The 13,187-nt window shown below is 70.7% G+C and carries 13 protein-coding genes; 11 read left to right on the forward strand and 2 right to left on the reverse strand.

The features are described 5' to 3' along the window. Nucleotides 1-26 precede the first annotated feature (26 nt). The 4 genes from G472_RS37265 (at nt 27) to G472_RS0115665 (ending at nt 5,480) form a co-directional block, all read left to right on the forward strand. Nucleotides 27-2,318, forward strand: a complete 2,292-nt coding sequence (locus tag G472_RS37265; RefSeq protein WP_051340880.1) for a diguanylate cyclase — start codon at nt 27-29, stop codon at nt 2,316-2,318. 406 nt (nt 2,319-2,724) lie between these two features. Continuing rightward, nucleotides 2,725-3,231 (forward strand): hypothetical protein, encoded by a 507-nt coding sequence (locus G472_RS0115655; protein ID WP_245593505.1) that lies wholly within the window; start codon nt 2,725-2,727, stop codon nt 3,229-3,231. 252 nt (nt 3,232-3,483) lie between these two features. Continuing rightward, a complete protein-coding gene (locus G472_RS38130) occupies nt 3,484-4,089 on the forward strand; it encodes a DedA family protein (protein ID WP_245593506.1) in 606 nt (201 codons plus the stop codon). Between the two features lie 20 nt (nt 4,090-4,109). Next, the gene (locus G472_RS0115665; protein WP_035692595.1) at nt 4,110-5,480 is read left to right on the forward strand and encodes a DUF1329 domain-containing protein; all 1,371 of its coding nucleotides are present in this window, start codon (nt 4,110-4,112) and stop codon (nt 5,478-5,480) included. Here the strand turns inward: G472_RS0115665 and G472_RS33535 are convergent. Next, complete coding sequence (locus G472_RS33535; RefSeq protein WP_051340881.1) at nt 5,443-5,664, reverse strand: hypothetical protein; 222 nt, start codon at nt 5,662-5,664, stop codon at nt 5,443-5,445. The genes G472_RS0115665 and G472_RS33535 overlap by 38 nt on opposite strands. A gap of 371 nt (nt 5,665-6,035) precedes the next feature. On the opposite strand from G472_RS33535, the gene ugpB reads away from it, so the two are divergent. The 5 genes from ugpB to G472_RS0115695 all read left to right on the forward strand — a co-directional run bounded on the left by ugpB (nt 6,036) and on the right by G472_RS0115695 (nt 10,726). Continuing rightward, entirely contained in the window at nt 6,036-7,352 is a 1,317-nt protein-coding gene (gene ugpB / locus G472_RS0115675; RefSeq protein ID WP_084536678.1) for a sn-glycerol-3-phosphate ABC transporter substrate-binding protein UgpB, read from the forward strand. 89 nt (nt 7,353-7,441) lie between these two features. Continuing rightward, a complete protein-coding gene (gene ugpA / locus G472_RS0115680) occupies nt 7,442-8,326 on the forward strand; it encodes a sn-glycerol-3-phosphate ABC transporter permease UgpA (protein WP_029009152.1) in 885 nt (294 codons plus the stop codon). After that, entirely contained in the window at nt 8,323-9,171 is an 849-nt protein-coding gene (gene ugpE, locus G472_RS0115685; protein ID WP_029009153.1) for a sn-glycerol-3-phosphate ABC transporter permease UgpE, read from the forward strand. The genes ugpA and ugpE overlap by 4 nt, the downstream gene beginning before the upstream one ends. A 1-nt stretch (nt 9,172) precedes the next feature. Beyond that, a complete protein-coding gene (locus tag G472_RS0115690) occupies nt 9,173-10,243 on the forward strand; it encodes a sn-glycerol-3-phosphate import ATP-binding protein UgpC (protein WP_029009154.1) in 1,071 nt (356 codons plus the stop codon). Between the two features lie 63 nt (nt 10,244-10,306). Next, on the forward strand, nt 10,307-10,726 hold the full coding sequence (locus tag G472_RS0115695) for a VOC family protein (RefSeq protein WP_029009155.1): 420 nt from the start codon (nt 10,307-10,309) through the stop codon (nt 10,724-10,726). Nucleotides 10,727-10,735: 9 nt separating this feature from the next. Here G472_RS0115695 and G472_RS33540 read toward each other — a convergent pair whose 3' ends face one another. Further along, the gene (locus G472_RS33540) at nt 10,736-11,770 is read right to left on the reverse strand and encodes a sensor histidine kinase (protein WP_035692668.1); all 1,035 of its coding nucleotides are present in this window, start codon (nt 11,768-11,770) and stop codon (nt 10,736-10,738) included. Nucleotides 11,771-11,967: 197 nt separating this feature from the next. On the opposite strand from G472_RS33540, the gene G472_RS0115705 reads away from it, so the two are divergent. Together G472_RS0115705 and G472_RS38855 are read left to right on the forward strand one after the other, a co-directional pair. Then, nucleotides 11,968-12,681 carry a M48 family metallopeptidase gene (locus G472_RS0115705; protein WP_051340882.1) on the forward strand — a complete coding sequence of 238 codons (714 nt, stop codon included), beginning with the start codon at nt 11,968-11,970 and terminating at the stop codon, nt 12,679-12,681. Nucleotides 12,682-12,961: 280 nt separating this feature from the next. Then, nucleotides 12,962-13,165, forward strand: coding sequence for a hypothetical protein (locus tag G472_RS38855; RefSeq protein WP_156927135.1), 204 nt, complete (start codon nt 12,962-12,964; stop codon nt 13,163-13,165). Nucleotides 13,166-13,187 lie beyond the last annotated feature (22 nt).

A 13,187-nucleotide genomic window follows, 5' to 3' on the forward strand; every position in this document is an offset into this window, starting at 1 on the left:
GCCCGTCGCAGGCGGGGCAGGACGCGATGCCGCTGCGGCCGAAAACGACGCTGCTGACCCTTGGACTGACCGCCGCGCTCGGGATCGGCGCCGTTCTCGGCATGCCGTTGTGGCAGGGATACGCGGACCGGCGGGCCGACGCCGCCCGAACGGCGGCCGGGGCCGCCCTGCTGGTCGGGGAGCACGCGCGGCAGACGCTGGCCCCGGCCGACCTGCTGGCGCGCCAAACCCGCGAGCGGATCGCCGAACTGGGGCTGGAGCGCTTCGTCACCGCGCCGGAGGAATGGCAGAACACCCGGCGTCTGGCCGAGTCCCTGCCGTCCGTGGCCGGGATCGTCGTGCTGGACGCCGACGGGCTGCTGGTGTTCGCCACCTCGGCCTTTCCAGCCGTCGTCCTGGACCTGGCCAACCGCCCCTACTTTCCGGAGCACCGCGCCGGTGCCGCCATGGTCATCGGACCGCCGGACGCCCTGCGCCCGTGGGACCATGCGGTGGTGACGGTCAGTCACCGCCTGGAGGACGCCGACGGCGGCTTTGCCGGTGTCGTCCTGGCGGCGGTCCCCGTCAACCATCTGCGCACGGTCTACGCCACCCCGGCGGGGCAGACCGCGGTGACCATCGCACTGGTGCGCGACGACGGCGTGGCGGTGCTGCGCGAGCCGGAAACCGGCGCGGCCATCGAGCCGGCGCGCCTGGCCGCCCTTGTCGACGCCGCCCTGACCGGGGGCGGGCCGGACGGCGCGCCGGAGGTGGTGTCACCCGCCGACGGGGTGCGCCGCTTTGTGGCGGGCCGGCGCATCGAGGGCCTGCCCCTGGTCGCCGTGGCCGGTGTCGCGGTGTCGGACGCGCTGGCGCCCTGGCGGCAGCAGGTCCACCGCAGCGCCTGGCTGTTCGCCGGGGCGCTCGCCGGATTCGGCCTGCTGACCGCCGCCGGGTGGCGCGGCATCACCGCCGAACGGGACGCCCGCGAGCACGCGGACCGCGCCGCCGCCTTCACCCACACGGTGCTGGATGCGCTGAGCACGCGCGTCGCCATCCTGAACGCCGATGGCGGCATCATCGCCGCCAACCGCGCCTGGTGCCGCTTCGCCGACCGGTTGGGGGCGCCGGGGGCGGCGTGGCAGCCCGGCGGCAACCTGCTGGCGCTGTGCGAGGTCGCCGCCGGCACCGGGTGGGAAAGCGCGCGCTCCGCCGCCGACGGCATCCGCGCGGTCATCGCGGGCGAGCGCGACGACTATGTGCTGGACCACCCCGGCCCGGCCCCGGAAGGGGTGCGCTGGTTCAATCTGCGGGTGCAGCGCGCCGCGGTGGCGGACCATGGCAGCGTCCTGGCGGTGGTCAGCCTGGAGGACATCAGCCATGTGGTGCAGACCCGCGAGGCCCTGCTGAAAAGCCAGGACCAGGTGCGCCGCAGCGAGGCCCTGTACCGCACCATCGCCGCCGGCATCCCCAACGGGGCCGTCGCCGTGTTCGACGGCGACCTGCGGTTCCGCTTCGCCGATGGCCGCGGATTGGCCGACCTGGGGCTGGAGCCGGCCCGGATCGTCGGCCGGACGGTGGGGGAACTGTTCGGCGCCGATCCCGGCGCGGTGCTGGAGCCTCTGCTGCGCAGCGCGCTGGCGGGCGAGCCGGGGGAGGCGGAGATGGTCTACCGCGACCGCATCCACCGCCTGTTCGCCATCCCCCTGCCCGACGCCGGGCAAACCGGCAACGCCGGCCTGCTGCTGACCCAGGACATCACCCGCCTGCGCCGGGCCCAGCAGGCCATGGAAAGCCTGAACCACCGTCTGGCCGAGCTGTCGGCCACCGACGGGCTGCTGGGGATCGCCAACCGGAGGCGGTTCGACACGGTGCTGGATTCCGAATGGCGCCGCGCCGCGCGCACCGGGGACCCCGTCGGGCTGCTGATGGTCGACGTGGACTTCTTCAAGGTCTACAACGACGCCTACGGCCACCTGGAAGGCGACCGCTGCCTGAAGGCCATCGCCGCCGCGGTGTCCGCCGCCGCGACCCGCCCGGCCGACCTGGTCGCCCGCTACGGCGGGGAGGAGATCGCCGTCATCCTGCCGGGCACCGGCATCTCCGGCGCGCGGCGCGTCGCCGGCCGCATCCACGAGAACATCCGCCGCCTGGCCCACCCGTTCGCCGATTCGCCGCTGGGCAACCATGTGACCGTCAGCATCGGCGCCGCCTCCCTGATCCCCGACAACGGCACCCCGGCCGAGGCGCTGGTGGCGGCCGCCGACCGCGCGCTCTACCTGGCCAAGGCGTCGGGTCGCAACCGCACGGTCGAGGAAACCGGCGCCGTCGCGGCCTGAGCACGGAAGATGTCGCCACCGGCGGCCAAACGTTTGCACCGGACGCGCTGCCCGGGGGGACAAGATCGCCACGGATTGCGCGGATTCAACCGGATGGCGCGGACTTCCTGTCCCGTTGCGGCAACGGGACATCCGGTCGCCGGATGGGGCGATCGATCCGTGTCCTACGGCCGGAAAATGATCATTTCCATCATTTTCCGGCCGTGAAACCCGGCAGATCAATGCCCGGGCATTGATCGAGAGGGAGATACCAATCCGCGCAATCCGTGTCCGACTTGCCGGCGATGGTACGGCGGATGGGGCTGCGGGGCGCTCCCCGGTCCGGTGTGCGTTGCAAGGCGCTCGACAAACGGGATCGGCTCTGTAGAATGAACCGTGAACGGATGACAGTGCGCAGGATGCGGCCATGGACGCGGGCCCGGGGGGCGGGCCGGTGACGGAACCGGCAACGGACGCGGAGATCGAGACGGGAACGGGCTCCGGGCTGATGGCCGGCGTTCGCCAACCCCTGCTGTTCGACTGCCTGCCGGAGGCCGAGCCGCGCTCCGGTCGCCGACGCACCCGGCGCGCCGGGACGGCGGCGGCAGCGGTGGCCGTCGACGCGGTGCGCGAAGCGGCGCCGGCCGCCCCCGGTCCGCTGGCCATGATGCGGCCGCCGCCGGTCCCCTCACCGGTTCCGGCGCGGGAACCCTTCGACCCCGCGGCGCTCACCAACCCCGAACTGCGCGCCCTGGTGCAGGCCCTGCCCGAGGCACGGCTGGCCCACCTGCTGGTGGAGGCGGCGCGCGAGGTGAAGCGGCGGGTCGTCCCGGACATCCCGGACGAGGACGCCGAGATCCCGTTCGAGCCCGACCCCGCGCTGCTGCGCGCCGCCCGCCAGGCGGTGGGGGAGCTGTCCGGCGACGATGCCTGATGAAGAGCGCCGCCGGGACTGAACCGCTGCCGCCGGACGAACATGGGGGGGAGCGGAATCCGGTGCGGCCGGGTGCGGGCGGGGTTGAACACGCCGGGCTCGGGACCAAATTGGCACATCGGGAGACGGAGCCTGACAGGCTTACCCCGATGTGTCATAGTACCCACCGGTCCGTATAGGACCCTCGTATCCACACGTGCAGGCCGCTTCGGTGCGTCCGGCGGGCTCGATCACAACCCCTTGGAGGCGCCGTTGGAATGGATCGACTGGCTTCGGGAGTGGGGTGACGCGTTCTATCCCATCGCCTTCCTCTGGTCCTTCTTCGAAGGCGAAACCTTCGTGATCTTCGGCGGCTGGGCCGCCTCCATGGGCATTCTCGACCTCAACCTCCTGATCCTGTCGGTCTGGCTGGGCAGCTTCATGGGCGACCAGTGCTGGTTCTGGATGGGCCGCAAATGGGGCGTCAAGGCGCTCGACCGCTTCCCCGCCGCGAACAAGCGCGCCGCCACCGTGCACGTCTGGCTGGAGCGCTACGGCGTCGGCTTCATTCTGTCCTTCCGCTTCCTTTACGGCATCCGCAACATCGCCTCGGTGGCGCTGGGCACGTCGAAGATCTCCTGGCGGAAGTTCATGTTCTGGAACTTCATCGCCGCCGGCATGTGGGCCGTCACCTTCGCCGGCGCCGGCTACCTGTTCGGCGAGGCCGCGGCATCCTTCGGCGAAACGGGCACCAAGGTGCTGGTGATCGCCGTCGCGGTGGTGGTCGCCGCGGTGGTGACGTGGAAGAGCATCGCCTGGAACCGTCGGCGCCTCGACGCCCGGCGTCTGGCCGCGGCGCAATCGGCCGCGGCGGAGTAGCCGGACCGGCAGCGGCGCCCATGCCCAGGCGGCACCTGCGCATGTTGCGCGTCGCCCTTGCCTTGCTTCCGGGCACCCTGCTTCTGGGTGCCGCGCTGGTGGCGGGCCCGTCGTCCGCCGGGGCGCAGGGTCTCGGCGACCTCGGCGGCGCCCTGACCCCGATGGGGGCCATCCGCGCCGCCAACGCGCAGGGCACCATCCCGGAATGGAGCGGTGGCATGACCGAGATGCCCCGGCTGTTCACCGCCGGGCGCCACCACCCCGATCCCTTCGTCGACGATGCCCGCTGGTTCACCGTGCGGGCGGAGGAGCTGGACCGCTTCGCCATGCGGTTGTCGGCCGGCCAGCGGGAACTGCTGCGCCGTCATCCCGACAGCTTTGAGATGCCGATGTACCTGACGCGGCGCACCGCCGCGGCGCCGCAGCGCATCTACGACGCCACCATCGCCAACGCCCGGCGGGCCCGCCTGACGGAGAACGGGCTGGCGGTTACCGGGGCGGAGGTGGGCATTCCCTTTCCCGTTCCCGCCGACGGGGCGCAGGCCATGTGGAACCACATCCTGCGCTGGCGCGGCATCGCGGTGCGCCGGTTCGACGGGATCGCCGTGCCGGAGCCGGACGGGCGCCTGGACCTGGGGCTCTACCGCGAGGAATGGCTGGCCGACCACACCGCCGGTGCCGGCGGCCTGACCGCCTTCTCCTACAAACGGACCGGGCTGCGGCCGGAGTCCGTGGCCGGCGGGGTGCTGCTGCTGCGCGAGACGCTGAATCCGCTGCGCCAGGAGCGCGCCGCCTGGTACCGCGCGCCCGGCAAGACGGCGGTGGTGCGCGCGCCCGACTTTTCCTATGGCACCCCCGACCCGGCGACCGACGGGCTGCGCACCGCCGATATGCTGGACATGTTCAGCGGCCTGCTCGACCGATTCGACTTCACCCTCGTCGGCCGGCGCGAGATGTACGTGCCCTACAACGCCTACCGCATGAACATGGCGGCCCTGGCGCCGCGCGACTTCCTGTGGCCCGCCCACCCCGACCCGGCGTTCCTGCGCTATGAGCTGCACCGGGTGTGGGTGGTGACGGCCACCCTGAAGCGCAGCTTCCGTCACCCCTTTCCCCGTCGCACCTACTATCTCGACGAGGATTCCTGGCAGATCCTGATGGCCGATCACTACGACGCCACGGGCACCCTGGCGCGCTATGCCGAAGCGCACGGGGTCACCCTGCCCGAGGTGCCCGTCTTCCTGCCCACCGTCGAGTTCACTTTCGACTTCGCCCGCGGCCGCTACGTGGCCGCCGGTCTCGACAATCAGGAAGCGCCACCGGTCTTCGAGACAACGCCGAAGCCCGCCGCCTTCACGCCGGAGTCCCTGCGCCCGGCGCGCCGCTGGTAGCCTCGGCCCCCCGCACGTCCTCCAGCCATTGGATGGTGCGGCAGACCGACGCCAGGGTGATGCGCGGATCGCGCAGCACGGCGCGCCGGTGGATGGCCACCGGGTCCGGCCGCGGCTGTCCCGTGGCGTCGCCGAACTCCCCCAGGACTTGCCAGATGACCCGTCGCTGGCCGGTCAGCCTCATCCCCCGATCCCGGCACCAAGACTCCGCATCCTGCCCCATCGCCGTGCTCCCCCGGTGACGCACTGCACACGAGCGTCATTTTAGTAAAAGTCCGGCGCGATACCTCAACGGCGTGCAGCGGCGGATGGCCGCAGGATGAAAACGCCAGGTTGATTTTCTCGGGATGCGGGAAAAACCCCAGGGTGTCGCCTGCCCCATACGGCAATCACAAAAGCTACACGTCACTGAGACATCCCGGCAATACGACACGCCTAAGGAGCAGGGAGCGCAGGCGTGCGAACGGCCGGGAATTGCCCCCGTCCGGGCGCGCGTCGCGATCGCGTTCACAGGGACCGCGTTCGCAGGGACCGCGTTCACCAGGGAGGCACAGAATGTTCCGTTTCAAGGCTTTGCTCGCCGGCACCGCGATGGCGCTGGTGGCGTCCGCCGGGTCGGCCCGCGCCGCCACCGAGCTGCAGTGGTGGCACGCCATGGAAGGCGGCAACAACGAGGTGGTTGAGCAACTCGCCCGCGAGTTCAACGAGTCCCAGTCCGACTACAAGGTGGTCCCGGTCTACAAGGGCAAGTACCCGGAGACGTTGCAGGCGGGCATCGCCGCCTTCCGCGCCCGCCAGGCGCCGCACATCATACAGGTCTTCGACGTCGGCACCGGCGTGATGATGGCCGCCAAGGGCGCCGTCAAGCCGGTGGCCGAGGTGCTGCGCGAAGCCGGCGCCACCTTCGACAAGAGCCAATACCTGGCGGGCATCGTCGGCTACTACTCGACCACCGACGGCGAGATGCTGTCGTTCCCCTACAACAGCTCGTCGCCGATTCTCTACTACAACAAGGAAGCTTTCCGTAAGGCCGGCCTGGACGAGAACACCCCGCCGCGCACCTGGCCGGAGGTGTTCGAGGCCGCCCGCGCGATCAAGGCGTCGGGCTGGGCCTGCGGCTACACCACGACCTGGCCGACCTGGATCCACCTGGAGAACTTCTCCGCCTGGAACAACCGGCCCTACGCCTCCGACGCCAACGGCCTGAACAGCCTGACGCCGAAGCTGGCGATCAACAGCCCGATCAACGTCCGCCACTTCCAGACGCTGGCCGACCTGCAGAAGGACGGCTCCTTCAGCTACGGCGGCCGCACCTCCGAGGCCAAGCTGAAGTTCCTCAACGGCGAGTGCGCCATCCTGACGGAGTCGTCGGGCGGTCTGGCCGACATCTCCAAGTCGACCATCGACTACGGCATCGGCCAGCTCCCCTATTACCCGGACGCCGAAGGGGCGCCGCAGAACACCATCCCCGGCGGCGCCTCGCTGTGGGTGTTCGCCGGCAAGACGGCCGGGGAGTACAAGGGCGTCGGCCGATTCTTCCAGTTCCTGTCGCAGACGCCGATCCAGGCCCGGCTGCACCAGGTGTCGGGCTATCTGCCGGTCACCATGGAAGCCTATCAGGCCACGAAGGACCAGGGTTTCTATGACAAGAACCCCGGCCGCGAGACGCCGATCCTCCAGATGATGGGCAAGGAGCCGACCGAGAACTCCCGCGGTGTCCGCCTCGTCAACCTGCCGCAGGTGCGCGACATCCAGAACGAGGAGATCGAGGCGATGCTGGCCGGCCGCCAGGACGCGAAGACCGCCCTGGACAAGGCGGCGGAACGCGCCAACGCCGCGGTCGAGCAGGCCGCCCGGGCCGTGGCGAAGTAAGCAACGACACTCCCCCCTCCCCCGGCCCCGCCGGGGGAGAAGGACTCCCATGCCCCTCCCCCGGCCCTGCCCGGGGGAGAAGGAATCCCATGCACCGACGCGTCCTCTTCCCCGGCACGCTGCTGCCCCTCCTGCTGGTGGCGCCGCAGATCGCCATCACCTCCGTGTTCTTCTTCTGGCCGGCCTACCGGGCGCTGGAAAGCTCCCTGTACCGGGAAGACCCCTTCGGCCTGTCGAGCACCTTCGTCGGGCTGGAGAACTTCCGTGAGGTGCTGAGCAGCCCCGGCTATCTGCATTCCCTGGGGGTGACGGCGGTGTTCAGCCTGTCGGTGGCGCTGCTGGCGCTCACCGCCGGCCTGGTCTTCGCGGCCATGGCCGACCGGGTGCTGCGCGGCCGCACGGTCTATCGCACGCTGCTGATCTGGCCCTATGCGGTGGCGCCGGCACTGGCCGGCATGCTCTGGCTGTTTCTGTTCTCGCCGGCCATGGGCACCCTGGCGATCTGGCTGCGCCGCGCCGGCGTTCCCTGGGACCCGCTGCTGAACGGCGACCAGGCGATGCTGCTGGTGGTGGTGGCCGCGTCGTGGAAGCAGGTGTCCTACAACTTCCTGTTCTTCGTGGCGGGCATGCAGGCGATCCCGCGGTCGCTGATCGAGGCGGCGGCGATCGACGGCGCCGGTCCGGCCCGGCGGTTCTTCACCATCATCTTCCCGCTGCTGTCGCCCACCACCTTCTTCCTGCTGGTGGTGAACACGGTGTACGCGTTCTTCGACACCTTCGGCATCATCCACGCGGTCACCGGCGGCGGCCCCGCCAGGGCGACCGAAACGCTGGTCTACAAGGTCTACAACGACGGCTTCGTCGGGCTGGACCTGGGCGGCTCCTCGGCCCAGTCGGTGATCCTGATGGCCATCGTGGTGGCGCTGACCGTGATCCAGTTCCGCTACGTCGAGCGCAAGGTGCATTACGCATGATCGAACGGCGCCCGGTCGGCACGCTGCTGGCCCACCTCTCGCTCGTCCTGGGAATCGTGGTGGTGGCGTTCCCGATCTACTACACCTTCGTCGCCTCGACGCGGACGACGGTGGAGATCCTGAGCCCGCCGCTGCCCCTGCTGCCCGGCGACCACTTCCTGGAAAACTATGCCGGCGCGCTGTTCGGCGGGGTCGGGCGCATCGGCGGCGTCGACGTCATGCGCCTGCTGTTCAACACCACCGTGGTGGCGCTGGCCATCGCGGCGGGCAAGATCGTCATCTCCATCCTGTCCGCCTACGCCATCGTCTTCTTTCGCTTTCCGCTGCGGATGGTCTTCTTCTGGATGATCTTCCTGACGCTGATGCTGCCGGTGGAGGTGCGCATCCTGCCGACCTACAAGGTGATGGTGGACCTGGGGCTGATCGACACCTACACCGGCCTGACCCTGCCGCTGATGGCGTCGGCCACCGCCACCTTCCTGTTCCGCCAGTTCTTCCTGACCATCCCGGACGAACTGGTGGAGGCGGCGCGCATCGACGGCGCCGGACCCTGGCGCTTCTTCCGGGACATCCTGCTGCCCCTGTCGAAAACCAACATCGCGGCGCTGTTCGTCATCCTCTTCATCTACGGCTGGACGCAGTACCTGTGGCCGCTGCTGGTGACGAACCGCAACGAGATGAACACCATCGTCATCGCCCTGTCGAAGATGATCTCCTTCGCCGACGCCGCCACGGAATGGAACCTGGTGATGGCGACGACGATCCTGGCCATGCTGCCGCCGGTGGCGGTGGTCGTGCTGATGCAGAAATGGTTCGTCAAGGGCCTGGTCGAGAGCGAGAAGTAACATGGCAAACGTCGACATCCGCGCCGTGCGCAAGTCCTACGGCGGTGTGCAGGCCATCCGGGGCATCGACCTGCACGTGGCGGACGGGGAGTTCCTGGTGCTGCTGGGTCCGTCGGGCTGCGGCAAGTCCACCCTGCTGCGCATGGTCGCCGGGCTGGAGGACATCACCGGCGGCGAGGTCGCCATCGGCGGGCGCGTGGTCAACCGGCTGGAGCCCAAGGACCGCGACATCGCCATGGTGTTCCAGAACTACGCGCTCTACCCGCACATGAGCGTGTTCGACAACATGGCCTACGGCCTGAAGATCCGCGGCCTGCCCAAGGCGGAGATCAGGGCGCGCGTCGACAAGGCGGCGGCGATCCTGGAACTGGGGCCCTTCCTGTCCCGCCGCCCCTCCCAGCTCTCCGGCGGCCAGCGCCAGCGCGTCGCCATGGGCCGCGCCATCGTGCGCGAGCCCGCGGTCTTCCTGTTCGACGAGCCGCTGTCCAACCTGGACGCCAAGCTGCGCACCCAGATGCGGGTGGAGATCAAGCGGCTGCAGGACCGGCTGGGCATCACGTCCCTGTACGTCACCCATGACCAGGTGGAAGCCATGACCCTGGCCGACCGGGTCATGGTGATGAACCATGGCGTGGCCGAGCAGGTGGGCACGCCGCTGGAGGTCTACGGCCGCCCCGCCAGCCTGTTCGTCGCGGGCTTCATCGGCGCCCCGCCGATGAACGTGGTGGACGCGGCCCTGGAGCCGGACGGCGTCACGGTGGGCTTCGGCGACGGCGTACGCCTGACCCTCGACCGGCCGTACGCGTCGCACGCCGGGCGCGCCGTCAAGCTCGGCGTACGCCCCGAGCATCTGTCCGCCACCCTCGACGGCCCCTTCACCGTGCGGGTGGATCTGGTGGAGGCGCTGGGTGCGGATACGGTGGTCCACGGGCGCCTGCCGGGCGGGGCCGCCCTGCTGGTGCGCATGCCGGGCCTGCCCGGCTGCCGCGAGGGCGACACCTTGCGCCTCTCCGCCCCGCCCGGCACCCTGCACCTGTTCGACGCGGAGACCGGGCGGCGGATCGAGGCGTGACGGCGCCCGCCAAACCGCAGTAAATTGGTCGGGCATCATCCGCTGCCCGGGAGCCGCCGCACCATGACCGCCCTCCAGCCCTTCCATCTCGCCTTCCCCGTCCGCGACAAGGAGGAGGCGCGCGCGTTCTATGTGGACGTCCTCGGCTGCGGTGTCGGGCGGGAGTCGGACCACTGGGTCGACCTGGACCTCTACGGCCACCAGATCGTCGCCCACGTGACCGAGGGCGCCGGGCCCAAGGGTCACAACCCGGTGGACGGCGAGGAGGTGCCGGTGCCCCACTTCGGCGTCGTGCTGGCGTGGGACGACTGGCACGCCCTGGCCGACCGGCTGCGCGCCCGTGGCGTGCGCTTCGTGATCGAGCCGCAGATCCGATTCAAGGGACAGGTCGGCGAGCAGGCCACCCTGTTCTTCCTGGACCCCAGCGGCAACGCGCTGGAGTTCAAGGCCTTCCGCGATCCCGCCCGGCTCTTCGCGCGCTGAACCGGACCGTCAGGCCAGCGGCACGGTGAGGGAGAAGACCGAACCGCGACCCGGCCGGGACCGCACCGCCAGGGCGTGCCCCAGCCCGTCGGCCAGGCGGCGGGCGATGGCCAGGCCGAAGCCGGCGCCCTTCTTGCCGGCGGCACCGTGCGCCTTGTGGAAATCGTCGAACAGCCGGGACACGTCATCGGGGTGAATGCCGGGTCCGCTGTCCCACACCTCGATGCACAGGACGCGACCGCGCCGCCGCGCCGCCAGAAGGACGCCGCCGCGGTCGGTGAAGCGCACGGCGTTGGACAGGAGCTGGCGCAGCAGGCGTTCCAGATGCCCGGTGTCGCTGCGCACCGTGGCGGCGCAGGGGCGCACCACCAGGCGCAGCCCCCTGGTCCCGGCCGGCCCCTCGAACTCCCGCAGCAGACGGCCGAAAACGCCGTCCAGCGGCACCGCGGCCGGCTGCGGGCGGTCGATTCCGGCGTCGAGCCGCGCCACCTCCACCAGCGCCCGCAGCAGCCCCTCCGCCCCTTCCAGCGCCTCGCCCATGCGCTCCGCCAGTTCCCGGGTGCCGGGGTCGCTCAGCCGGTGAAGCAACAGGTGCTGGAAAAGCTGCATGGCCTGGAACGGCTGGCGCAGGTCGTGGTTGGCCGCCGACAGGAACCGGACGGTGGCACCGCGCACCCGCTCCACCTCGGACCGCGCCGCTGCCAGTTGGGCGGCCAGATCCTCCGTCCCCGCGGCCAGCACCGCCACCCCCCACACTACGCCGCCCCGGTCGCGCACCGGCTCCAGACGAACCGGGCGTCCGGCCAGCGGAACGGAAGCAGCGGCCGGCACCCCCGAGGCGGCGACCCGGGCCGCCTCCCCGACCAGCGCCGCGGGCAGCCCGGCGGCGGCGGCCTCAACGCCCTCCAGTTCCGCCGGGGTGCGCCCCAACTCCTCGGCCAGGCGGCGGTTGACGGCGAGAACCTGCGCCGCGGGCGAAAGCAAAAGCAGTCCCTCACCGCCCGCCGCCAACAAAGAGTCCAGAAGATCCTCACGCTTGGTCATATGACTCTTGTCCCGTTGCGGCGGTGATCCATGCGTGGCGATGCGGGGTGGCCGCGCGTCCATGGGGACAATTATCTTGCCCCCGATCCCGATCTGTCAAACATAACAAACCCTTCCCAAGGCACGCCACGGCTGCGCCGAAACCCGTTCCGACGCCGGGCTGTTGCTGCCGATGGCCGGCGGTCTATAAAGGGTCCATGACGATTCGCCGCACCTCGAAGGCGCCCCGCGCGCTCGCCATCGCCGGACTGCCGGTGCCGCTGGAGTTGCGCGAGAGCCCGCGCGCCCGGCGCCTGACGCTGCGGGTGGACGCGGGCCGCGGGCTGATCCAGGTGGTGGTTCCCGAGGGCCTGCCGGAATCCGAGGTCCGCCGCTTCATCGACCGCCACGACGGTTGGGTGCGTGCGCGGCTGGAAGCGCTGCCGCCACAGCACCCCTTCACCGATGGCATGGTGGTGCCGGTGCGCGGGCGCGACCACACGATCCGCCACGACCCGGCCCTGCGCGGCGGCACCCGGTGCGAGGACGGCGCCCTTCTGGTGGGGGGCCACGCCGACCATGTGGCCCGGCGGGTGCGCGACTTTCTGACGGCCGAGGCGCGCCGGGTTCTCGCCGAACGGGCCCGCGCCAAGGCCGCGGGGATCGGCGCCCGCGTCGCCGCGGTGACCGTGCGCGACACCCGCAGCCGCTGGGGCAGTTGCTCCTCGACCGGCCGGCTGTCGTTTTCCTGGCGGCTGATCCTGACGCCCGACGCGGTGCTGGACTACGTCGTCGCCCACGAGGTGGCGCACCTCAAGGAGATGAACCACTCGCCCCGCTTCTGGTCCCTGTGCGCCCGCCTGACCGCCGACGTCGCCGGCCCGCGCGCCTGGCTGCGCGCCAACGGTGCCCGCCTGCTGCGCTACGGGTGATGCGGGGCGCCGCGCGGCGCGACCGCCGGCTGCAATCATCCGGCACGAATGCTCTGCGCTCGACCGTTCCGCCTGCGGCCTGCAACCCTAACTGGCATGCGACGAGGCGTCGCCACGCCCATGCGTATTTTCGGGATGCAGCGTCCCGGGTGTCGGCCGATAGTGGTGAGGGAACGGAAGCGCAGCGTGCACTCTCCATGTCTCGGCTGGTCTCCCGGAGAATCGTCAACCGCGGTGATGCCATGCCGGCGTCCCGCCCGTAGGAGCCGTGAGGTGTCCGATGATCATCGTCAGGAAGGATGGCCTTTCCCCGTCCGGGGCTGAGAAGGTCAGGCATCCCGAAGCTCGCAGCAGCGGGGCGCCGATCAACGTCAAAGCTGCGGCGCGTGAGGCAAAGGCGTTTCTCGCCGAACAGCCCACGCTGCTGAGCGACACCGCCACGTTGCTCAACGAATCCCCGAACGGCGAAGACGAGCCACATTGATCGGCCGCTGAAACGGAGGCGG

Source organism: Azospirillum halopraeferens DSM 3675, from assembly GCF_000429625.1.
GTDB lineage: Bacteria > Pseudomonadota > Alphaproteobacteria > Azospirillales > Azospirillaceae > Azospirillum > Azospirillum halopraeferens.

Coding starts and splice junctions, on each gene's coding strand:
- G472_RS0115695 (WP_029009155.1), top strand. CDS start 10,307: ATGACCGCCCTCCAGCCCTTCCATCTCGCCTTCCCCGTCCGCGACAAG.
- ugpA (WP_029009152.1), top strand. CDS start 7,442: ATGCACCGACGCGTCCTCTTCCCCGGCACGCTGCTGCCCCTCCTGCTG.
- G472_RS0115665 (WP_035692595.1), top strand. CDS start 4,110: ATGCCCAGGCGGCACCTGCGCATGTTGCGCGTCGCCCTTGCCTTGCTT.
- ugpE (WP_029009153.1), top strand. CDS start 8,323: ATGATCGAACGGCGCCCGGTCGGCACGCTGCTGGCCCACCTCTCGCTC.
- G472_RS33540 (WP_035692668.1), bottom strand. CDS start 11,770: ATGACCAAGCGTGAGGATCTTCTGGACTCTTTGTTGGCGGCGGGCGGT.
- G472_RS38855 (WP_156927135.1), top strand. CDS start 12,962: ATGATCATCGTCAGGAAGGATGGCCTTTCCCCGTCCGGGGCTGAGAAG.
- G472_RS0115690 (WP_029009154.1), top strand. CDS start 9,173: ATGGCAAACGTCGACATCCGCGCCGTGCGCAAGTCCTACGGCGGTGTG.
- ugpB (WP_084536678.1), top strand. CDS start 6,036: ATGTTCCGTTTCAAGGCTTTGCTCGCCGGCACCGCGATGGCGCTGGTG.
- G472_RS0115655 (WP_245593505.1), top strand. CDS start 2,725: ATGGACGCGGGCCCGGGGGGCGGGCCGGTGACGGAACCGGCAACGGAC.
- G472_RS37265 (WP_051340880.1), top strand. CDS start 27: ATGCCGCTGCGGCCGAAAACGACGCTGCTGACCCTTGGACTGACCGCC.
- G472_RS0115705 (WP_051340882.1), top strand. CDS start 11,968: ATGACGATTCGCCGCACCTCGAAGGCGCCCCGCGCGCTCGCCATCGCC.
- G472_RS33535 (WP_051340881.1), bottom strand. CDS start 5,664: ATGAGGCTGACCGGCCAGCGACGGGTCATCTGGCAAGTCCTGGGGGAG.